The following is a 22588-nucleotide window of genomic DNA, read 5'->3' on the forward strand; positions in this document are numbered from 1 at the left end:
CACTGCGCTTGCGTGGGCCTACGGGGTCTTTAGACCGGGTAACCGCGAGGGTCACCCGGCGTAGACAACGACGATCAATCTTTGTCCGTTGCGCTCAGCGTCACGGAAGAGAGATAGTTCAGCAGGGCGATATCGTTATCCACACCCAGCTTCATCATCGCGGATTTTTTCTGGCTACTGATGGTTTTGATACTGCGGTTCAGTTTCTTGGCGATTTCAGTAACCAGGAAACCTTCAGCGAACAGACGCAGAACTTCACTCTCTTTAGGCGAGAGACGCTTGTCGCCATAGCCACCTGCGCTGATTTTTTCAAGCAGGCGTGAGACGCTCTCAGGCGTGAATTTCTTCCCTTTCTGTAGCGCCGCCAGCGCTTTAGGCAGATCGGTAGGTGCGCCTTGTTTCAGCACAATCCCTTCAATATCAAGATCCAGAACGGCGCTCAGGATCGCAGGGTTATTGTTCATGGTCAGAACAATGATCGAAATGTCCGGGAAGTGGCGTTTAATGTATTTGATGAGCGTAATCCCATCACCGTATTTATCCCCAGGCATGGAGAGATCGGTAATGAGCACGTGCGCATCAAGTTTAGGCAGGTTGTTAATAAGGGCTGTGGAATCTTCAAATTCACCGACTACATTCACCCACTCGATCTGTTCAAGTGATTTGCGAATACCGAACAGTACAATCGGATGGTCATCGGCAATAATTACGTTCATATTGTTCATGTATAAGGCTACCTTGCTACAGCAAGCTCTTGACGTAAGCGTCAATGTCGCTGATGTATTTTTCAATGCCAGAGGCATCTTTCTCACGAATTAGATGTTCCAGCGTTTCACATAACTGCTTGCCGGGAACCAGATTAAGCATGGCAAACACCCCTTTAAGCCGGTGTGCTGTCTGTGCCAGCGCTGCAAAATCCTGCGCAGCGGACTCAGTATACAACCGCTTAACATCATCTGGTACTGTATCAACGAAGAGCGAATAATATCCGCTGGCATGGAGTTCGGCATTTTCATCGCCGCCTAACGGTGACTCCAGGATCTCTTCCTGCGCCAGATTCTCTTCAATCAGTTGTAATACAGCTTCCTGCATTGCATTGCTCATATTAAAGTTGACGCGCAGCTGCCCAGGGCCGATTTTCCGCACGCCTGGCTCATCATCGCTTAAAAGCAAGCCGGAGGCAGTAAGATTAGACGGATTATCAGTTAAAAATAGATCAAATTCTTGACTCGCGAGCCTTTCGTCCGGGGTAATGCAGGACGCGCCCCAGTTTTCCAGCTGACGAACGACGATATTACGGATCTCACTGGAGGTCACGTCCACCATCACCACCACATCATCCAGCAGACGCTCTTCATCCTCTTCCTGAGGATTCGCCGCCATTTTAACATGCAAGGAGTAGCGGGTGCCGAGGGATTCGCGCGCCTTAATGTTCAGATGACCGCCCAGCTTACGCGCCAGCTGATCGCAGAGCCAGAAGGTGAGGGCATTCGCCTTACCGTAGTGGTCGCGCTGGGTATCGTTCAGGAACGGGAAGTGCAGGTTATCGATTTCGCTCACGGTGACGCCTTCGCCCGTATCCAGAATACGGAACGTCAGACGATCGTCGGTGGACTCATCGGTGCTGACTTCAAGGGTGATCTTGCCGATCTGTGTCGTGGTGACGGCATACTGAATCAACATCATCAGGATGCGACGCAGGGCATCGCGATCGCCGTGACGCTCGTCATTGGCCGGTAAATGGTTGTTGATCAGCAGCTGGAGCCCTTTGCGCTTGATCACCGGCAGGACTTCCGGAACCACCTCATCAATCAGATCCTGAATGGAGAAGAGCGTAGGGGTGCCCTTCCAGATGTCATTCTCCAGCATGTTCGCAAGCTGGATTTCGTCCACCAGACGAACCAGCGAGTCGGCCTGGCTGCTAAGCTGTCGGCTTTCCGGCGTGCTTAAATCAGCAATCTGCGTGGCGAGTGACTTCAGCGGCTGTTTAAAGGCATCGCCAATGTTTTGCATAAACGCCGCGCGGCCATGCTGGTTTTTCTCATACAGCCTTTGCGCCTGCTTGAGCTTTTTATTCACCAGCACTTCGCGATCCTGATCGCGGATGATGAAGATTTGCGTGCGCGAGGCGACCTGACTGCGGAACTGACGGATCTCATACAGTTCATTATTAATGGTGGCCTGAATGACGCCCTGATGCTGGTCCGCCATGGCCGTAATATTTTGCAGGTTAAGATGCGGCAGAAGGTGATCGGCAATTTTGTTGCTCATCACCGTCCGGTTTGCCTCCTGATCGTGAACAAGCACCCCAAGCGGCAGCACGGAAATAATCTCTTCATTCAGGGCACGAAGAACACGCAACTCGTTGCTGGTCCCAGCTGATACCGACGTCGAGTCGCTCTGGCGGCCCGACTGGAAACGGAAGGTGCTGTAGCCAAACAGCGCCAGCGCCAGCAGGCCGATATTCAACAGCAGCGGCAGCATAATGTTTTGCAGGGTATCAAGCATCAGGGTGCCAAAAGGCACCTGCCACACCAGCCGCATACCGGTTGAGTTGAGCGATGAGGCAATCTCAATCTTCGAGCCATTAAAGGAGATCGCTACGCTGTCCGGGCCTTCTTTATCCGACGGCGTGCGCATATTTTGGGTGCTGTTGTCTGGCTCCAGTCGGAAACTGTCCAGCGGCATATCCGGCGGGATAAGATCGTTAATTGGCAGATCGAAGGCAACCACGGTCGCCAGATGGCCCGGCTGGTTAAAGGTGGTTCGCAGCGTAAAGTAGTGGCCATTCTGCCAGGCAAGACGGCGTAATGACGAGAAACTTTCGCGCTCGTCCAGCGCGTTGGCCTGTTGCAGCATTTCTGCCCGACGGGAATCGACAATGCTGCCAACGGTGGTCTCTTTAAAGCCCGACGAGAGATCCTTAAGCGGCAGGGTCGAGATCAGGATCATGCTGTTGTCCTGACCGTTCAGGTAATACATGGACCACGGTACGGTCTCGGCGCCCCACAGGGTGTCCAGATAGGAGGAGATCCGCTGCGTCATCTCAAGCGTTGCGCTGTCGTGCGAGCCGAAAATCAGGGCTTCCGTCTTGCGCTGCGGTTTTTCAAGGTAATACACATCCTGCTTAAGGCGCGTTTCCTGCAACCCTTCGCCTGATGAGGTGGCAGGTGCGGCGGCGATATTGTCGTAGATTTGCCAGGTCGCGTAGCGCCACGTATCAATGCGCTTATGCACCGCATGGGTGATATCGACAATTTGATAGCTTTTATCTTTAAGCCAGGTATTCACGGCGCTCTGAACCATCACTCCCATTGTGACTAACAGCACAACGATCAACAGAAGAAAGAAACGGGTGATGCTGCCCGGTAGAAGGGAGAATTTGCTCGGGGCGGTAGTTTCAGTCTGACTCATCGATGTGTTTAACCCGTAATGGCCGCGCGGTAATGGGATAGGGCAGTATAAAGGGTAATAACTGAATTTCCAGCGTCGTTATCGGTATGACCTTGACTTTTTATCTGTCGCAACCCGCTTCAACGTCATCCGTGTGAAAGATGTACAAAACCCAGTGAAATGTACAAATATGCTGTTACAACGGCAGTAAAATAGCACGAATTAACAAGAAATTAATTTTGAAAGTGAAAAGGAAAATCTGTAATCGCCGGGCGATGGATTTAGTTAATAGTCGTTATCATTACAGACGGGTAGCACATAAAATGTCTGTTGACGTAAAGAAAGGTAAAAAAAAACCGAATGCGGAGCATCCGGTTCAATTAGGGATAAACAGACATTCAGAACTGAATGACGGTAATAAATAAAGTTAATGATGATAGCGAGGGTTATTTTAGTGGTGTTGACGGGAATTTTTTTGTCATTCAGTGCTGTACTCTTTTTTAAGTTAGTCTTTTGAATTTTATAGGATATATTTTTGTTTTGATTATCCGTGCTATATTTTTAAACTTTTGATGCTTTGTGAAAGTTCCTTGAAATTTACATATTGAAACTTCTTGATGGTAAAGTGAAACATCTTCAAAGTTTTCGTATCATATTCCTGTTGGATTATTCTGCATTTTTGAGGAGAATGAACTTGCCGACTGGTTAAGAGGGTTGACCAGTAAGCAGTGGTAAATAATAAGGCATATAACAGAGGGTTAATAAAATGAAAGTTAAAGTACTGTCCCTCCTGGTACCAGCTCTGCTGGTGGCAGGCGCAGCAAATGCGGCTGAAATTTATAACAAAGACGGCAACAAATTAGATCTGTACGGTAAAGTGGATGGCCTGCACTATTTCTCTGATGACGACAGTGCAGACGGCGACCAGACCTACATGCGTCTGGGCTTCAAAGGCGAAACTCAGGTTAACGACCAGCTGACCGGTTACGGCCAGTGGGAATACCAGATCCAGGGTAACTCTGGTGAGAACGAAAACAACTCATGGACGCGTGTGGCGTTCGCAGGTCTGAAATTCGCTGATGCGGGTTCATTCGACTACGGTCGTAACTACGGCGTTGTTTACGATGTGACTTCCTGGACCGACGTTCTGCCGGAGTTCGGCGGCGATACCTACGGTTCTGACAACTTCATGCAGCAGCGTGGTAACGGCTTCGCGACCTACCGTAACCAGGACTTCTTCGGTCTGGTTGATGGTCTGAACTTCGCGTTGCAGTACCAGGGTAAAAACGGCAGCCCAAGCGGCGAAGGCCAGACCAACAACGGTCGTGACGCGCTGCGTCAGAACGGTGACGGCTACGGCGGCTCTCTGACTTACGATCTGGGCGAAGGCTTCGCACTCGGTACGGCAGTCACCAGTTCTAAACGTACTGCTGACCAGAACGCTGCGGGCTACTACGGTGAAGGCGATCGCGCAGAGACCTACACCGGTGGTCTGAAATACGACGCGAACAACATCTACCTGGCTGCACAGTATACTCAGACTTACAACGCGACCCGCGTTGGCGATCAGGGCTGGGCTAACAAAGCGCAGAACTTCGAAGTGGTTGCTCAGTATCAGTTCGACTTCGGCCTGCGTCCATCCGTGGCTTACCTGCAGTCTAAAGGTAAAGACATCGAAAACTATGGCGATCAGGATATCCTGAAGTATGTTGACGTGGGTGCGACTTACTACTTCAACAAAAACATGTCCACCTATGTTGATTACAAAATCAACCTGCTGGATGAAAATGACTTCACCCGTCAGACAGGTATCGGTACTGACGATATCGTCGCGCTGGGTCTGGTTTACCAGTTCTAATTGCTCATACTGCAACAAAGGGGCCATCAGGCCCCTTTTTTCATGCTTTTTTAGGGTCTTCAAATACGCTGTTTTAGTGTACTCTTGCCGCCCTGGCATGAGGATAATAACCAATGGATATGACTTTTTTACGCGCCAGCGTTCTGGCGACTTTTTTACTCCTGACCGCGTGTGACTCTTCTACACAGCCCGCAAAAATCGACGCACCCGCCGCGACGGTGCTGGAAGGGAAAACCATGGGGACCTTCTGGCGCGTCAGCGTGATGGATATTGATAAATCCCGCGCTGAAGAACTACGCGGTAAAATTCAGGCGCAGCTGGATGCCGACGATCAGCTACTCTCTACCTATAAAAATGACTCAGCGCTGATGCGTTTCAATCGCTCCAGCAGCACCTCGCTGTGGCCGGTGAGCGAAGCAATGGCCGATATCGTCACGGAAGCCATGCGCGTGGGCTACAAAACCAACGGCGCAATGGACGTGACCGTGGGGCCGCTGGTGAACCTGTGGGGATTTGGCCCCAACAAGCAGCCGGTGACCACACCCGATCAAGCCGCCATCGACGACGCCCGCGCGCGTACAGGGTTACAGCATCTGGCGGTGATCTCCCAGTACGGTCAGCAATACCTGCAAAAAGACATTCCCGACCTGTTTGTGGATCTCTCCACGGTAGGCGAGGGGTATGCTGCGGATCATCTCGCGGCCCTGATGGCGCAGGAAGGTATTCCCCGTTATCTGGTTTCCGTCGGGGGCGCGCTCGTCAGCCGGGGCATGAACGCCAGCGGCAGGCCGTGGCGAGTGGCCATCCAAAAACCAACCGATCAGCAGAACGCGGTGCAGGCGATTGTCGACATCAACGGGCACGGTATCAGCACCTCCGGAAGCTACCGCAACTATTACGAGCTGGATGGCAAACGTATCTCGCATGTGATTGATCCGCAAACCGGACGCCCGATTACCCACAACCTGGTGTCCGTGACGGTGATAGCGCCAACTGCGCTGGAAGCCGACGCCTGGGATACCGGATTGATGGTGCTCGGCACGGAGAAGGCCAAAGAGGTGGTACGTCAGGAAGGGCTGGCCGTTTATATGATCACCAAAGAGGCTGACGGGTTTAAAACCTGGAGTTCACCGCAGTTCAACAGCTTCCTGGTGAGCGAAAAAAATTAAAAAGCAAGGTTGCGGGTTTTTGTTCGGTGGCGTTCAGGCAAGCTGAGCGTATGCTTGTAAGAGGAGCCGATGATGAAAAACACAACCTATCTTACCGATAAGGATCGCTGGCAGGCTGTTCTGGCCCGCGATCCGCGTGCGGATAACCAGTTTGTCTTTGCCGTGCAGACGACCGGCATTTATTGTCGTCCGTCCTGCCGTGGCCGCCACGCGCTGCGTAAAAATGTCTGCTTTTATCCTGATGCTCACCAGGCCGCGCAGGCGGGTTTCCGCCCCTGTAAGCGCTGTAGGCCGGACCAGGTCGACCCTATGGCGCAGAAAAAGGCCAACGTTGCGCTGGCCTGCCGACTGCTTGAGCAGGATGCCGCGCTGAACCTGGAGGCCCTGGCGCAGCAGGTTGGCATGAGTCCGTTCCATTTCCACCGCTTGTTTAAATCCGTCACCGGCATGACGCCGAAAGCATGGCAGCAGGCCGCGCGTGAACAACGCCTGCGTAGCCTGCTTGCACAGGGCGGAAAAATCACCGACGCCGTACTGGCCGCTGGCTTCCCGGACGGCAGCAGCTACTACCGTAAAGCCAACGGCGCGCTGGGCATGACGGCGAAACAGTACCGTAACGGAGAGGCTGCGGTCCGCTATGCCATCAGCGACTGCTCGCTGGGCCACTGTCTGGTGGCGGAAAGCGAGCGCGGGATCTGCGCAATACTGCTGGGTGATGACGACGCCGGGCTGACGGCTGAGCTGCTGTCACTGTTTCCGCTTGCCGTCCGTGAACCGATGGAAGGCGCATTTGCCGGGCGTGTTCGTCAGGTGATTGCCTCTGTCGACAGCCGCGCGACGCCGTTGACGCTGCCGCTGGATATCCGGGGTACCGCCTTCCAGCAGCAGGTCTGGCAGGCGCTGCGGGCTATCCCCTGCGGTGAAACGGCAAGCTATCAGCAGGTGGCGAAGGCCATTGGTAAACCCAATGCCGTACGTGCCGTGGCGGGGGCCTGCGGAGCCAACAAACTGGCGATAGTTATCCCCTGTCACCGCGTGGTGCGTAACGACGGTGCGCTGTCGGGTTATCGCTGGGGCGCAGCGCGTAAGGTGCTATTGTTGAAACGTGAGGCGAACAACCCGGAGGGATAATGCTCGATCTTTTTGCTGATGCTGAACCCTGGCAGGAGCCGCTCGCGCCGGGGGCGACGATCCTGAGACGTTTTGCGCTTTCCCGCGCGGCGGCGCTGTTCGACGGTATTGATACCGTCACCGCCCGTTCGCCGTTTCGCCATATGGTCACGCCGGGTGGGTATACCATGTCCGTGGCGATGACCAACTGCGGCGAACTGGGATGGGCGACGAATGAGCGGGGCTATGTATATGCCGCGAACGACCCGCTGACGGATCGGCCGTGGCCGCCGATGCCGGAGGCGTTTCAGGCGCTGTGTCACGATGCCGCCGTGGCGGCCGGCTATCCTGATTTTCGTCCCGATGCCTGTCTGATCAACCGCTATGCCGTCGGCGCAAAACTCTCCCTGAATCAGGATAAGGACGAGCCTGACCTGCGCGCGCCGATTGTCTCGGTATCCCTTGGGCTGCCCGCTGTCTTTCAGTTTGGCGGCCTGCGGCGCAACGACCCGCTTAAACGGCTGATGCTGGAGCATGGCGATGTGGTGGTCTGGGGCGGTGAATCACGGCTTTTTTATCACGGTATTCAGCCGCTTAAAAATGGCGATCACCCGGTGGCGGGGGCGTTTCGCTACAACCTCACGTTCCGCCAGGCAGCGTACAGAGAATAAAAATAAGAATTATTCTTGATGTGTGTGAAAGGCAGTTTACACTGCTGGCTGATTTTTCTTGTCCGGATTGCTCTGCATGCAACTACTTCTTCTTGTCTGGCGGCAGTATCGCTGGCCTTTTATCGCGGTGATGGCGCTAAGCCTTGCCAGCGCGGCGCTGGGGATCGGCCTGATTGCCTTCATTAACGTGCGTTTGATCGAAATGGTCGACACGTCACTCTCCGTCCTGCCGGAATTTCTGGGTTTACTGCTGCTGCTGATGGCAGTCACGCTCGGGTCACAGCTGGCGCTGACCGCGCTCGGCCACCACTTCGTTTTCCGTCTGCGCAGCGAGTTCATCAAACGGATCCTTGATACTCAAGTGGAACGCATCGAACAGCTGGGAAGTGCTTCGCTGCTGGCGGGGCTGACCAGCGATGTGCGCGCCATTACCATCGCCTTTGTGCGCCTGCCGGAGCTGGTGCAGGGGATCATCCTGACCTTTGGCTCGGCAGCCTATCTCGCCTGGCTCTCCAGCAAAATGCTGGCGGTAACGGCGCTGTGGATTGTTATTACCATCTGGGGCGGGTTCCTGCTGGTATCACGCGTCTATAAGCACATGGCGGTGCTGCGCGAAACGGAAGACAAGCTCTATAACGATTATCAGACAGTGCTGGAAGGGCGCAAAGAGCTGACGCTGAACCGCGAGCGCGCCGAACATATCTTCAATCATCTCTATATCCCGGATGCGCACGAATATCGTCATCACATTATTCGCGCCGATACGTTCCACCTGAGCGCCGTGAACTGGTCCAACATCATGATGCTGGGTGCCATTGGTCTGGTGTTCTGGATGGCGAACAGCCTGGGGTGGGCGGATACCAACGTGGCGGCAACCTACTCCCTGACGCTGCTGTTTTTACGCACGCCGCTGCTGTCGGCCGTTGGCGCACTGCCGACGCTGCTGAGCGCACAGGTGGCCTTCAACAAGCTGAAGAAGTTCGACCTTGCGCCGTTTAAGGCTGAGTTCCCGCGCCCGCAGGCCTTCCCGAACTGGCAAACGCTTGAGCTGCGTAACGTGACCTTCCGCTATCAGGATAACGCCTTCTCCGTGGGGCCGATAAATCTGACCATTCACCGCGGCGAACTGCTGTTCCTGATCGGCGGTAACGGCAGCGGCAAATCCACGCTGGCGATGCTGCTGACGGGCCTCTACCAGCCGCAGTCAGGCGAAATTTTGCTGGATGGTAAAGCGCTGAGCGCGGAGAAACCGGAGGACTACCGCAAGCTCTTCTCGGCGGTATTTACCGACGTCTGGCTGTTCGACCGGCTGCTGGGCCCGGAAGGGCAGCAGGCGGATCCGGCGCTGGTGGAGAAGTGGCTTGCGCATCTGCAAATGTCACACAAGCTGGAGCTACAGGATGGCAAAATCCTGAATCTCAAGCTGTCGAAAGGGCAGAAGAAGCGCGTGGCGCTGCTGCTGGCGCTGGCCGAAGAGCGCGACATCATCCTGCTGGATGAATGGGCCGCCGATCAGGACCCGCACTTCCGTCGCGAGTTTTATCAGGTCCTGCTGCCGCTGATGCAGGCGATGGGGAAAACCATTTTTGCCATCAGCCATGACGATCACTACTTCATTCACGCCGACCGTCTGCTGGAGATGCGCGACGGCAAACTGAGCGAGCTGACCGGCGATGAGCGCGATGCGGCGTCACGGGACGCGGTGGCGCGCACGGCCTGATTGCAATTGTGCCGGGTGGCCCCCGGCACACTCATTTTTCATATATGCCGTTTTTTTCTCCATCCCGACCCGCCGTTTATTCTTATTTACATATCCCCGCGCTATGCTTAACGCCAACTCATTTAATGGATTTATGATTGATGTCGGTATTAAAGAAAAACAGCGCCAGGCAGCGTGACCAGGAGCGTGCGCGGCTCATCTGGCTCCTGACGACCGATAAAGCGGTCACGTCAACGTTATTGGGTAAGCTAACCCTGGCTGAGCAATATGATGTCGGCACGCTGGCCGACGATATTGCTGAGGTAGGTGCGCTGGTTGCACATTTACCACCTCCGGATCTGGCGGACACCCTGGAGGCATTGCCTTCCGAGGAGCGCCACGCCCTGTGGCGGCTGGTGCAGGATCATGAGCGCGGTCAGGTGCTGCTTGAAGCCTCGGAAAACGTCTGGGATGACCTTATCGATGAGATGAGCGATCGGGACATTCTTGACGCCCTGCAAACGCTGGATATCGATGAGCAGATTTACCTCGTTCAGCATCTTCCGCGCAACCTGACCGGACGCCTGCTGGCTTCCCTGCCTGCCGAGGAGCGGGCGCGCGTGCGTCAGGTGATGCACTACGAGAAAAACAGCGTCGGCGCGATCATGGAGTTTGGCGTCATCACCGTGCGTCCGGACGTCACCCTGGGAACGGTGCAGCGCTATCTTCGTCGCCTGGGCAGTATGCCGGACAACACCGATAAACTGTTCGTCACCTCGCGGGATAAAACCCTGCTCGGGGAGCTGGAGCTGAAAACGATCCTGCTGAACAGCACCCAGCAGCGGGTAAGTGAGGTCATGGAAACCGAGCCGATGGTCTTCTCGCCGGAAGACGATGCCGAAAAAGCCGCGCGTACCTTCGAACGTGATGACCTGGTGAGCGCGGCGGTGGTGGATTCGGTGGGCAAGCTGATGGGGCGTCTGACCATTGATGAGATCGTTGACGTGGTCTATGAAGAGACCGATAACGACCTGCGTGCCCTTGGCGGTATCAGTGCCGAAGACGATGTTCATGCCTCCGTCGGCAAGGCCGTCAAAACCCGCTGGGCGTGGCTCGCCATCAATTTATGCACCGCGTTCGTGGCGTCCCGCGTTATTGACGGCTTCGAACATACTATTTCCCAGCTGGTGGCCCTGGCGTCGTTGATGCCGATTGTGGCGGGGATCGGCGGGAACACCGGCAACCAGACTATCACCATGATCGTTCGCGCCCTGGCGCTGGAAAACATTCAGCCGGGTAATTTTTCGTGGCTGATTTTCAGGGAGATGGGCGTCGCGCTGATTAACGGCCTGGTCTGGGGCGGCATCATGGGCGGCATTACCTGGTGGCTGTACGATGATATGGCGCTGGGCGGGGTCATGATGCTGGCGATGGTGCTGAACCTGCTGGTGGCGGCGATGATGGGCGTGATTATCCCATTAACGATGACCCGGCTGGGGCGCGACCCCGCGGTGGGGTCGAGCGTGATGATCACCGCCATTACCGATACCGGCGGTTTCTTTATTTTTCTTGGACTGGCGACGATTTTTCTTCTGTAGCCAGCGCTTTTTGCTTCAGCCGGGCAGGGAGGATGAACATCATCACAATCCCGCCCAGCACGCCAATCGCCAGGTTGCCGGTGTAAACCGTTGCCACAACCGTCACCAGCATCACGACGGTTTCAGCCACCGGCGCGTTTTTCAGCGTTCCGGGCTGAACGCTATGCCAGCTAAAGGTCTTGACGGCCACAATGGCCATAATACCCGCCAGTACCGCCATCGGGATTTTGGCCATCACCTCGCTGAGCGCCGTAACCAGCACAAGCAGTACGATACCCGCCGCAAGGGTGGAGATACGGCTTCTGCCTTTCCCCATCTCCACGTTAACGATGGTCTGCCCAATCATCGCGCAGCCCGCAATGCCGCCGTAGAACCCGGCCATAATATTCCCCACGCCCAGACCGATGCTCTCGCGGCGCTTGCTTGAAGGGGTAACGGTCAGTTCATCCACCAGCTTAGCCGTCAGTAGCGATTCCAGCAGGCCAACAAAAGCGATACTTAGCGCGCACGGCCAGATAATGCTCAGGGTTTCCAGATTGAGCGGCACCAGCAGTTGCGTAAAGCCCGGCAAACCGCCGCTCATGGAGCCTTCATCCCCTACCGTTGGCAGGATTTGCCCGCTGGTGACGGTGAACAAAGTCAGCAGCACAATGGCAATCAGCGGGGAGGGCACGCTTTTGATATAGCGTGGCACCCACAGCACAATCAGCAGCGTCAGCACGAACAGGCCCACTATCAGCGGGCTTCGGCTCCAGAAATGGGGCACCTGGGCAAAGAAAATCAAAATGCCAAGGGCGTTAACAAACCCGGTCATCACCGACTGGGGAATAAAGCGCATCAGCCGCGCCATTCCCAGCGCGCCGAACAGGATCTGAATCACGCCAGCCATCACCACCGCGGGCAGAATGTACTGTACGCCGTGTTGATGGACCATCGGGCCAATCACCAGCGCGACGGAACCGGCCGCCGCCGTCACCATGGCCGGACGCCCGCCGAGCAGGGAAAGGGCGAAACAGAGCACCACGGAGGCGATAAGGCTCACTTTCGGATCCACGCCCGCGACCACGGAAAACGAAATCACTTCCGGGATCAGCGCCAGCGCGGTAATCACGCCGGCCAGGGTTTCGCGCATCAGACGTTGAGGCGAACGTAAAACGGTGGCGACATGGCCTTCTTGGGGTACAGACGAGTGAGGTAATGACATAACAATTCGCTGGTAGGGGCAGGCTTCCGTGCGCGCGATCACAAAGTGCAGCATCATAGCCAGGAAAATCGTCGGGTGCCAGCCTGTATGCCAAAACCCTACAAACAATCCATCATTAAATTTCACAATTACAATAATTTCGTAACCTTTAAACAATATTTAAAAGTTGCTACCGTGCCACCGCAGCGTGTTTCACCTGTAATTTCCACGCATCAAGCACTATTCAACTAAGGCATAAATGATGAAAAAAATGACTGCCGTGCTCTTTTCTCTGGCCGTGGGGCTGAACGCCGTCTCGCTGGCGGCGAAGGCTGACGCACCAAAAGAGCAGGAAACGGATGTCCTTTTAATTGGTGGCGGCATCATGAGCGCCACGCTGGGCACATATCTTCAGGAATTAGAGCCGAACTGGTCCATGACCATGGTCGAGCGCCTTGATGGCGTGGCGCAGGAAAGCTCTAACGGCTGGAATAACGCCGGGACGGGGCACTCGGCACTTATGGAACTGAACTATACGCCGCAGAAAAAGGACGGTTCCATTAGTATCGAGAAGGCGGTAGAGATCAACGAAGCGTTCCAGATCTCACGTCAGTTCTGGTCTCACCAGGTGAACAGCGGCGTATTGCACAATCCGCACTCCTTCATCAACACCGTTCCGCACATGAGCTTTGTCTGGGGCGATCAAAACGTCAACTTCCTGCGTGCGCGCTACGCTGCCCTGCAACAGAGCACGCTTTTCCGCGGGATGAAATACTCTGAAGATCACGCTCAAATCAAAGAGTGGGCGCCGCTGGTTATGGAAGGCCGCGATCCGAACCAGAAAGTGGCGGCGACCCGCACTGAAATTGGTACTGACGTTAACTACGGTGAAATCACCCGTCAGCTGGTGGCCTCTCTGAAGAAAAAAGAGAACTTTAACCTGCAACTCAGCTCCGAAGTGCGTGGTTTCAAGCGCAACGCGGATAACAGCTGGAGCGTGACCGTTGCCGATCTGAAAAACAACGAAGCCGAGCATGTGATTAAGGCGAAGTTCGTGTTTATCGGTGCTGGCGGCGCGGCGCTGAAACTGTTGCAGGAGTCCGGTATTCCGGAAGCGGACGACTACGCCGGCTTCCCGGTTGGCGGCCAGTTCCTGGTGTCGGAAAACCCTGAAGTGGTTAACCGTCATCTGGCTAAAGTGTACGGTCAGGCTTCTGTTGGTGCGCCACCGATGTCCGTTCCCCATATCGACACCCGTATGCTGGACGGTAAGCGCGTGGTGCTGTTCGGGCCGTTCGCTACATTCTCTACCAAGTTCCTGAAAAACGGTTCCCTGTGGGATCTGCTGAGCGCGACCACGACGTCAAACGTCAAACCAATGATGGACGTGGGACTGGATAACTTCGATCTGGTGAAATACCTGATTAGCCAGGTGATGCTCTCTGATGAAGAACGCTTCGAGGCGCTGAAAGAGTACTATCCGCAGGCGAAGAAAGAAGACTGGCGTCTGTGGCAGGCGGGTCAGCGCGTGCAGATCATCAAACGCGATCCGAAAGAGGGCGGCGTGCTGCGTCTGGGTACCGAAGTAGTAAGCGATAAGGATGGCACTATTGCCGCGCTGCTGGGAGCATCCCCGGGGGCGTCTACCGCTGCGCCAATCATGCTACACCTGATGGAAAAAGTGTTTAAGGACAAAGTATCCAGCCCGGAATGGCAGGCGAAGCTGAAAACCATTATTCCATCCTACGGTACGAAGCTGAACGGTAACGTTGACGCCACGGAACAAGAGCTGGAATACACCAGCCGCGTTCTGCAACTGCAATACGTCAAACCGCAGGCTGCGGATGCTGCGCCGAAGGCAGAGCTGAAGCCGCAGGCGGAAAGCAAGCCGGTGGCGGATATCGCGCTGTAAGCTAAACGCAAAACGGTAACATCCGTTACCGTTTTTCGTGTTTTCTCCCTCTCCCGGTGGGCTGAGGGTTCCCCACAAATTAATGCGAGCACTGAGCAATCCCCTCGCCCCTCCGGGGAGAGGGTTAGGGTGAGGGGAACATACGGCGGTGGTGGTCATTCCGTTCACTTTATGTTCCTTGCTACTCTGTAACGACATGACCGGTGAACGTGCCAGGGTGGCTCAGTCGCCACCACCCTGGCGACCCGGGCTCCCGGCGGTAAATCGCCGCTTCGCGGTGCCCTCGGCTCATTCCTTCCGGCTTATCGGGTACGGGCGGAGGCAACGTCCCTGTAAAGCCGCCCTCTCGGCGCATCCCTGCGCCTCGCCCCGGCCTGCAGGAAACGCCTCAGCGATTTACAGCCGGACCAGGGCATCGCTGACAGCCCTCAGTCATTTAGAAAGCAACTTTATTGCTTCTGCATAAAAAATTACTGGGGATCCCTCAGCCCGGTGGGAGAGGGTTGGGGTGAGGGCACCAGAACGCACCCTTTCCAGGTCGGGTAAGCGTGAGCGCCACCCGACTTATTTTTAACGTACTTCCGCTTGCCCTACCGTCTCATCCGCCTTCCATACGCGATATTTCACATCCACGTTTTCCGGCGTATATACGACAATCGGCAGCTTGCTGTTATAGCGCAGCAGACTGTTATCACCCAGATAGGCGGTGATAAATTTCTTCTCTTTCTTGCCGTCCGGGCACGCCATCATGGTGGAGACTGGCGAGGTTACTTTGTCGAAGACATAGTAGTCATAACCCCAGCCTTCCAGCGTTTTGCTTTCCAGTTGGCCGCCCAGACGATGCTGGTTGCAGTCCACTTCCAGCGTTTGGCCGATTAACAGCTCGACTTTGAAATTCCCTTCATTCTGCTGAGCCGGGAGCTGAATAACCTGGCGCTTCATCCCTTTGTCCGCTTGCGGATACGGGGCAACTTTTTCCAGCGGCTGCTCTTTTGGGGTTTCGCTGGCGAAAGCGCTGGTGCTCGCGCACGCAGCGGCGATAAGGGCGATGGCAAATTTAGGTGCGTTTTTCACTGTCATTCCTTTTTGTTAAAACGATCCCGGAAAGACTAACATAATGTATGTGAATGGTTGGCGTAATTTACTCACATTTTCATTTTAAACGGAGTAAAGAACTGCTTTTATGCTCTTTTATTGGTGTTTAATGCTGTGGTGGAGTCGGTGCAGAGATCGTGTTATTTTACGCGTTAATTATTGTTATTCATCTGTAAAGGGAGAAGAGATGGTACGGGAAAAACTGAAGACACCTGAAGGCCGCAAGTTCCTGCTGGCGTTACTGGTTGTGTTTATGATTGCTGCTGCATGCGTGGGGCGAGCAACCATTGTCGGCGTGATCGAGCAGTACAACATCCCGCTCTCTGCGTGGACAACCAGCATGTTTGTCCTGCAATCAGCGATGATCTTTGTTTACAGTCTGGTGTTCACCGTTCTGCTGGCGATTCCGCTGGGGATTTTCTTTCTCGGTGGGCGTGAGAAGCACTAAGCATTGTGCATGCGAAGACAGGCAATAAAAAACCAGCCATAAGCGGCTGGTTTTTTTGTGTAGTTTTGGTCGGCACGAGAGGATTTGAACCTCCGACCCCCGACACCCCATGACGGTGCGCTACCAGGCTGCGCTACGTGCCGACGCATAAAAGGAATACTACTCGATTCCTTTTTGATTGCAAGGGGGAAGCAACGCTAACTGATTCATAAATAATCAGTTAGCGATAAAGCGCTTCTCGTCTGTCAGCACCTGCAACAGCAAGCTGAGCTGCGGTTTCTGGTCTTTCAGCTTCTCACCTTCGAGGCTGTACGTCTGGTAATTGCCGTTGCTGTTCAGCACAAGGGACAGTGTCGGCGTGGTCACCACCAGCGTGTTTTCGCCAGCAGCCGTGACCCAGTTATGACGCCGCGTGGCGCTAAAGAGGTCTTGTCCCTGCGAGTATTCAATTGCCGGCGTGCTAACGTGCAGCAGCCGCTGCATTAACGTGGTCATGACGTCTTTATGGTCGGTCAGCATATTGATGCGTTGCGCGGGAGTGCCCGGCCAGTGGATCACCAGCGGGACATGCAGGTTCGGGCGCGACCAGTCCATGCCCTTCGCTTCGTCGCCGAGCGGCACGCCATGCCCCGCCGTGATAATGACGACCGTATTGTCCAGCTTGCCCGCGTCGCGCAGGGCGGTCAGCACGCGAGCGATCTGCGCATCGACATCACCCGCCGCACGGCTATAGCGGCGCGCGAAGCCTTTCTGATTGCTGTCATCAAGATTTGTGCCGTTAAACGCAACCCAGGAGAACCAGCGGTTATCTTCCTGTGCATAGCGCTTCAGCCAGTCTATCCACTGGTCAGCAGTCCGATCGTCAGACTGGCTCTGCGCGGCTGGCAGTGAGAAATCAGACAGCAGCGCCTGGCGGTACAGCGAGCTGTTGAAACCATCAGAGGCGAACAGCCCCAGCTGGTAGCCCTGCTGATTAAGCCCGGTAATCAATGCAGCCGGAATACGGGCCGACAGCACGCCGTCCATATAGCTCGGTGAAATACCGTAGAACAGACCGAAAATACCCGCGTCGGTCGAATTACCGGAACTCATATGCTGAGTGAATACGATGTTGTTCTCAGCGAATTCAGCCAGGGCAGGCATTTGCTTCTCATAGCGAGAATAGTTCAGGCCATCGACGGTAATCAGCAGCACGTTCTGACCGCGCCCCATGTCGCGATATTTCAGATCGCTCAGGGGATACTGCACGCTGACCGCTTCCGGATTACCCTGTTCGACCAGACGACGCTGATATTCCTGCGCGTCCAGCAGACCGTGTTTTTCAAGGAAACGACGCGCCGTCATCGGATAGGAGAGCGGCAGATTCGCGCGCTGCATGGTAATCGGGCGGTAGAAGTTCGCATCTGCCCAGATATACATCAGGTGAGAACCGATAAATGAGGCGAAAAAGAGCGCCGCGACGGGCTTCGCATAATGTCGGCGTCGGGTCAGGCTGCGGAGCTTTTGCCAGCTCCACGTCGCGAACAACATTTCGATCAGCAGGATAATCGGCACGCTGATAAACATCAGCTGCCAGTCGCGGGCGGTCTCGTTCTGATCCGGGTTGATCACCAGCTCCCAGACGACAGGATTCAGGTGCAGGTGGAACCGGGTAAAGACTTCGCTGTCGATAAGCAACAGCGTCATGCCCGCCGTCGCAAGAATGGCGGACAGGAAGCGCATCAGCCGCTGCGACATGACGATAAACGTCAGTGGGAACAGGATCAGCAGATAGGTGGCGAAGACCAGAAAGCTAAAGTGACCAACAAGGCTCATCCACGAGTAGATACGCCCGGTTAACGTGGTTGGCCAGTCTGCCACAAACAGATAACGGCAGCCGAGCACCATCGCCAACAGAATGTTGAACAGGGCAAACCAGTGCCCCCAGCTGACCATCTGGGAGACTTTTTCACGGTAGCGCTGACGATTCGTCACCATAAACTGTTGTTCGTTTCCCTTAGTGTGCCTGGTCGTCGCTAACGGATGACTGCAAAGCCTGGGCGAAAGATTTGGCGATCGCCTGACGCTGAGCCGGAGCAACGCTGGTATTGATCAGGTTGGTAACCATATTTCCCAAAACCATCAGGGAGAGATCGGTTGGCGTTTTATGTTTTTCCAGTACGTTGACCAGCTCACTGAGCAGTTGTTCAACGTGTTCGTCACTGTAGCGGGAATGTTGTGGCATAAATCAAAATCAGTTTGTTGAGAGAAGGGCGACATATTACCGTAGCAACAGCTTTTTTTCCCCTTTTTTATCTTCTGTTGCACACATGCGTTGGTGGTGGTTGAATACCGCCCGGTCTAAAAGGAGAGTTTATCATGAGTCTGGAAATCAACCAGATTGCCTTGCACCAGCTTATCAAGCGTGATGAGCAAACCCTTGAAGTGGTGCTACGCGATTCGTTACTGGAACCAACGCCTACCGTTGTCGAGATGATGGCGGAGTTGCATCGCGTCTACAGCGCGAAAAATAAAGCCTATGGCTTGTTCAGCGAAGAGAGCGAGCTGGCGGATAGCCTGCGCCTGCAACGTCAGGGCGAAGAGGATTTCCTGGCATTCAGCCGCGCTGCAACCGGCCGTCTTCGTGACGAACTGGCGAAATATCCCTTCGCCGATGGCGGTATCGTCCTGTTCTGCCACTACCGCTATCTGGCGGTAGAGTATCTGCTGGTCACCGTGCTGAATAATTTAAGCAGCATGCGTGTGAACGAGCAGTTGGATATTAGCTCAACGCACTATCTGGATATCAACCATGCGGATATTGTGGCGCGTATTGATTTAACCGAATGGGAAACCAATCCGGAATCGACGCGCTACCTGACCTTCCTTAAAGGCCGCGTGGGCCGCAAAGTGGCCGATTTCTTTATGGACTTCCTCGGTGCCAGTGAAGGGCTGAACGCCAAAGCGCAGAACAAAGGTCTGCTCCAGGCGGTGGATGACTTTACCGCTGAGGCGCAGCTGGATAAATCTGAGCGTCAGACCGTGCGTCAGCAGGTTTACAGCTACTGTAACGAGCAGTTACAGGCCGGGGAAGAGATTGAGCTGGAGTCGCTGTCCAAAGAGCTGGCGGGCGTCAGCGAAGTCAGCTTCCAGGAATTTACCGCGGAAAAAGGCTATGAGCTGGAAGAGAGCTTCCCGGCGGATCGCAGTACGCTGCGTCAGCTGACAAAATTTGCCGGTAGCGGCGGTGGGTTAACCATTAACTTTGATGCCATGCTGCTCGGGGAACGTATCTTCTGGGATCCGGCGACCGACACGCTGACCATTAAAGGCACGCCGCCGAATCTGCGCGATCAGCTCCAGCGTCGCACCTCAGGCGGTAAGTAGCGGCCATAAAAAAACCCCGCAGAAGCGGGGTTTTTCTCGACAGGTTTGCGATTACGCGCGAACGAAGTCGATGTGAGACAGTTTTGGCTTGAACGGGTGACGCTGAACAGCCTGAACTTTCACTTTTTCTTCTTTACCGCCAACAACGATGGTCAGAACTTCGCTGTAGAATTCAGCTTTGTTCTGCATGTTCCACACTTTGTCGTGATCCAGTTCGATTGCAACTGGAGCAGCTTCGCCACCGTAAACGATAGCCGGGAACTTGTTAGCGTTACGCAGGCGGCGGCTCGCACCCTTACCCTGCACGTTACGTACTTCTGCTTCGATAGTGAACATTGATTTCTCTCTGTATTTAAAACCCTGCTACAGGCGACCCAGCAGCAGGTGAGTGTTCTGCCTCACGGATGTGAAGCGGGCGGCATTTTATACTCAAATGGCTCGCGCATCAACGAAAAGTCCCGTTAACCGCGCAATTCGTTTGCCCGGCGAAAGCGTCCTTCATAGTCAAAGACCTTCTCACGCACCTGCCAGAACTGCCCTTTTTTACGGGCGACAACAAAATCAGGATGGCGCAGCAGCGCCTGCTGGCGCACGATATCGGCAACGGTTATCCAGCGCAGCGGCACGCCGGGCGTGCGGGTATGCGGGCGGATAAAGAGCTGTTCGAACGCGGTGCGCTGGGCGGGCGTCTGGACCCTGAACCGCTCGCTCACGTCTGCGCCGTCCTCGTCGTAATAGGTAATCTTTAGCCACTCGCCTTTTTCATCCGCACCGGGCTGTAAGACCATGCCGGAACAGCGCAGCACCAGCGCATCTTTCAGCTTCAGCGCCGCTTTCAGCATGTCATCCGGGTCGACCAACACCGTGTCACACTCCCGACAGCGGCGGGCAGCGATATCGTTCTCGGCGTTGCACTGCGGGCAGTTTTTGAAGCGGAAGCGGAAATCACACTGTTCGCGATGGCCTTCATCGTCTTCAAACCAGCCCTGACAGCGGCGGCCAAAATGTTCGATCAGCGTGCCGTCGGCGGTAGTTTTGCCCCAGAAAGAGTTGGCAAACCCGCAGGCCGGACAAAACACCTGTACCGGCACGTTGTCGCTCTTGCCTTTTGGCGTGCCCACTTCCGGGGAGTAGAGATCGTGCGGATTACCGGCATAATCGAGGATCAGACAGTCGGTTTTGCCCGGTGCCAGGCGCAGGCCACGGCCGACAATCTGCTGGTACAGGCTGACGGATTCGGTCGGGCGAAGAATCGCAATCAGGTCAACGTGCGGGGCGTCAAACCCGGTGGTTAATACGGAGACATTCACCAGGTAGCGGAACTGCTGGGCTTTGAAAGCCTCAATCAGGCTGTCGCGCTCCGGCCCGGGGGTTTCACCGGTAATTAACGCCGCGTCGTTGGTGGGCAGAAGCCCCGTGATTTCGCGCGCGTGTTCGACGGTAGCAGCAAAAATCATCACCCCTTTGCGCGTTTGCGCAAATTCTTCAATCTGGCTGATGATATGCGGCGTGATCCGCTTCTGTTTTTTTAGCTCATGGTTAAGATCCGCCTCGCTGAACAGCCCGTTGCTCTGCGCCTGTAAGCGGCTGAAATCGTACTGCACGACCGGCATATCCAGCCGCTCCGGTGGCGTCAGATAGCCATGCTTGATCATGTAGCGCAGCGGAAGCTCATAGATACAGTCGCGGAACAGGGCCTTTTCATCGCCACGCACCATGCCGTGATAATGAAACTGATAAATCCAGCCCTTGCCCAGACGAAATGGCGTGGCGGTCAGGCCAAGCAGGCGTAAGTGAGGGTTCACCTCTCTCAGATGAGTGAGGATTTGCTGATACTGGCTGTCGTCGTCATCGCTGATGCGGTGACACTCATCGACAATCAGCAGGGAAAACTCGCTGCGAAACAGGTCCAGGTTGCGCGCAACGGACTGTACGCTGCCAAACACCACTTTCCCGTGGCTCTCTTTGCGCTTCAGCCCGGCGGCAAAAATATCGGCCTCCAGGCCGAGCGCGCAATATTTGGCGTGGTTTTGCGCCACCAGCTCTTTTACGTGCGCCAGCACCAGCACGCGCCCGCGAGCCAGGCGCGCCAGTTCGGCAATCACCAGGCTTTTACCGGCTCCGGTCGGGAGCACGATGGCGGCGGGTTCCCGGTGCTTGCGAAACCAGGCGAGGGTGGCATCAACGGCTTCTTGCTGATAGGGGCGTAGTGTGAACGTCATGGCTTCTCTATTCAGTTAACTCGCATATAGTATGCCACGAAACTTTTTCCCTTGAGTGGCGCAACCAGACCATTATACTGAACTGTTTCTGACTGCTTCTTTTTCGGACGCGTAGTCCGACTTCCAGCACCATTAAGGCTAAAAAGATTTCATGCGACTTGATAAGTTTATCGCTCAGCAACTCGGCGTAAGCCGCGCTATTGCCGGGCGTGAAATTCGCGCCAGCCGCGTAACCGTGGACGGCGACATTGTGAAAGACAGCGCTTTTAAACTCCAGCCTGACCACCAGGTGGAGTATGACGGCAACCCGCTGAGCCAGCAGAATGGCCCGCGCTACTTCATGCTCAACAAACCGGAAGGTTACGTCTGTTCAACGGACGATCCGGATCACCCGACGGTGCTCTACTTCCTCGACGAACCTGTGGCGCACAAGCTGCATGCGGCAGGGCGACTGGATATTGATACCACCGGCCTGGTGCTGATGACCGATGACGGTCAGTGGTCGCACCGTATCACCTCCCCGCGCCATCACTGTGAGAAAACCTATCGGGTGACACTTGAGTCGCCGGTCTCGGATGACACGGCAGAGCAATTCGCGAAAGGCGTTCAGCTGCATAATGAAAAAGATCTGACCAAACCGGCGGTGCTGGAAGTCATTACCCCAACGGACGTCCGTCTGACCATCAGTGAAGGCCGCTACCACCAGGTGAAACGGATGTTTGCCGCCGTGGGCAACCACGTTGTGGGGCTGCATCGTGAACGTATCGGCGCGATTGAACTCGATCCAGACCTGGCGCCAGGGGAATACCGCCCGCTGACGGAAGAAGAGATTGCCAGCGTCGGGCTGCTTTCACGCTAAATTCA

At 55.1% G+C, this 22588-nt stretch carries 18 protein-coding genes and 1 tRNA gene; 10 read left to right on the forward strand and 9 right to left on the reverse strand.

Annotation, left to right across the window (positions count from 1 at the left end):
• Nucleotides 1-74 precede the first annotated feature (74 nt).
• Both rcsB and rcsD read right to left on the reverse strand, forming a co-directional pair.
• Nucleotides 75-725, reverse strand: a complete 651-nt coding sequence (rcsB, locus tag L350_RS20720; protein ID WP_003859405.1) for a response regulator transcription factor RcsB — start codon at nt 723-725, stop codon at nt 75-77.
• Nucleotides 726-741: 16 nt separating this feature from the next.
• A complete protein-coding gene (gene rcsD / locus L350_RS20715) occupies nt 742-3414 on the reverse strand; it encodes a phosphotransferase RcsD (protein ID WP_023300606.1) in 2673 nt (890 codons plus the stop codon).
• Between the two features lie 745 nt (nt 3415-4159).
• On the opposite strand from rcsD, the gene L350_RS20710 reads away from it, so the two are divergent.
• The 6 genes from L350_RS20710 (at nt 4160) to mgtE (ending at nt 11498) form a co-directional block, all read left to right on the forward strand.
• The gene (locus tag L350_RS20710) at nt 4160-5251 is read left to right on the forward strand and encodes a porin OmpC (RefSeq protein WP_023306624.1); all 1092 of its coding nucleotides are present in this window, start codon (nt 4160-4162) and stop codon (nt 5249-5251) included.
• Nucleotides 5252-5364: 113 nt separating this feature from the next.
• Nucleotides 5365-6420, forward strand: a complete 1056-nt coding sequence (gene apbE / locus L350_RS20705) for an FAD:protein FMN transferase ApbE (protein WP_023300605.1) — start codon at nt 5365-5367, stop codon at nt 6418-6420.
• Nucleotides 6421-6492: 72 nt separating this feature from the next.
• Entirely contained in the window at nt 6493-7551 is a 1059-nt protein-coding gene (ada, locus tag L350_RS20700; RefSeq protein ID WP_032623887.1) for a bifunctional DNA-binding transcriptional regulator/O6-methylguanine-DNA methyltransferase Ada, read from the forward strand.
• Nucleotides 7551-8201: a DNA oxidative demethylase AlkB gene (alkB, locus tag L350_RS20695; protein WP_032623889.1), complete on the forward strand. Its 651-nt coding sequence runs from the start codon at nt 7551-7553 to the stop codon at nt 8199-8201. The genes ada and alkB overlap by 1 nt, the downstream gene beginning before the upstream one ends.
• A 76-nt stretch (nt 8202-8277) precedes the next feature.
• The gene (locus L350_RS20690) at nt 8278-9921 is read left to right on the forward strand and encodes a multidrug ABC transporter permease/ATP-binding protein (protein ID WP_003859392.1); all 1644 of its coding nucleotides are present in this window, start codon (nt 8278-8280) and stop codon (nt 9919-9921) included.
• A gap of 140 nt (nt 9922-10061) precedes the next feature.
• Nucleotides 10062-11498: a magnesium transporter gene (gene mgtE, locus L350_RS20685; protein ID WP_006811337.1), complete on the forward strand. Its 1437-nt coding sequence runs from the start codon at nt 10062-10064 to the stop codon at nt 11496-11498.
• Here the strand turns inward: mgtE and L350_RS20680 are convergent.
• Complete coding sequence (locus L350_RS20680; RefSeq protein ID WP_032624810.1) at nt 11461-12756, reverse strand: SulP family inorganic anion transporter; 1296 nt, start codon at nt 12754-12756, stop codon at nt 11461-11463. The two genes, mgtE and L350_RS20680, sit on opposite strands and share 38 nt — an antisense overlap.
• A gap of 187 nt (nt 12757-12943) precedes the next feature.
• Here L350_RS20680 and mqo point away from each other — a divergent pair, with 187 nt between their 5' ends.
• The gene (gene mqo, locus L350_RS20675; RefSeq protein ID WP_032623890.1) at nt 12944-14593 is read left to right on the forward strand and encodes a malate dehydrogenase (quinone); all 1650 of its coding nucleotides are present in this window, start codon (nt 12944-12946) and stop codon (nt 14591-14593) included.
• A gap of 570 nt (nt 14594-15163) precedes the next feature.
• Here mqo and eco read toward each other — a convergent pair.
• Entirely contained in the window at nt 15164-15667 is a 504-nt protein-coding gene (gene eco / locus L350_RS20670) for a serine protease inhibitor ecotin (RefSeq protein ID WP_032623891.1), read from the reverse strand.
• A gap of 208 nt (nt 15668-15875) precedes the next feature.
• Between eco and L350_RS20665 the strand changes: the two genes are divergently transcribed.
• Nucleotides 15876-16136 carry a DUF2534 family protein gene (locus tag L350_RS20665; protein WP_006811332.1) on the forward strand — a complete coding sequence of 87 codons (261 nt, stop codon included), beginning with the start codon at nt 15876-15878 and terminating at the stop codon, nt 16134-16136.
• A gap of 66 nt (nt 16137-16202) precedes the next feature.
• On the opposite strand, the gene L350_RS20660 is transcribed toward L350_RS20665, so the two are convergent.
• The 3 genes from L350_RS20660 to L350_RS20650 all read right to left on the reverse strand — a co-directional run bounded on the left by L350_RS20660 (nt 16203) and on the right by L350_RS20650 (nt 18360).
• Nucleotides 16203-16279, reverse strand: a tRNA-Pro gene (locus L350_RS20660).
• Nucleotides 16280-16352: 73 nt separating this feature from the next.
• Entirely contained in the window at nt 16353-18113 is a 1761-nt protein-coding gene (gene yejM / locus L350_RS20655; RefSeq protein ID WP_022648735.1) for an LPS biosynthesis-modulating metalloenzyme YejM, read from the reverse strand.
• Nucleotides 18114-18132: 19 nt separating this feature from the next.
• Nucleotides 18133-18360 (reverse strand): YejL family protein, encoded by a 228-nt coding sequence (locus L350_RS20650; protein ID WP_001135586.1) that lies wholly within the window; start codon nt 18358-18360, stop codon nt 18133-18135.
• Between the two features lie 134 nt (nt 18361-18494).
• Between L350_RS20650 and yejK the strand changes: the two genes are divergently transcribed.
• A complete protein-coding gene (yejK, locus tag L350_RS20645; RefSeq protein WP_017693031.1) occupies nt 18495-19502 on the forward strand; it encodes a nucleoid-associated protein YejK in 1008 nt (335 codons plus the stop codon).
• Between the two features lie 51 nt (nt 19503-19553).
• Here yejK and rplY read toward each other — a convergent pair whose 3' ends face one another.
• Together rplY and L350_RS20635 are read right to left on the reverse strand one after the other, a co-directional pair.
• Nucleotides 19554-19838 carry a 50S ribosomal protein L25 gene (rplY, locus tag L350_RS20640; RefSeq protein ID WP_022648733.1) on the reverse strand — a complete coding sequence of 95 codons (285 nt, stop codon included), beginning with the start codon at nt 19836-19838 and terminating at the stop codon, nt 19554-19556.
• Between the two features lie 125 nt (nt 19839-19963).
• Nucleotides 19964-21724, reverse strand: a complete 1761-nt coding sequence (locus L350_RS20635; RefSeq protein WP_032623892.1) for a DNA repair helicase RadD — start codon at nt 21722-21724, stop codon at nt 19964-19966.
• Nucleotides 21725-21875: 151 nt separating this feature from the next.
• On the opposite strand from L350_RS20635, the gene rsuA reads away from it, so the two are divergent.
• Nucleotides 21876-22583, forward strand: coding sequence for a 16S rRNA pseudouridine(516) synthase RsuA (gene rsuA, locus L350_RS20630; RefSeq protein ID WP_032623893.1), 708 nt, complete (start codon nt 21876-21878; stop codon nt 22581-22583).
• Nucleotides 22584-22588 lie beyond the last annotated feature (5 nt).

Source organism: Enterobacter sp. MGH 4, from assembly GCF_000534735.1.
GTDB lineage: Bacteria > Pseudomonadota > Gammaproteobacteria > Enterobacterales > Enterobacteriaceae > Enterobacter > Enterobacter intestinihominis.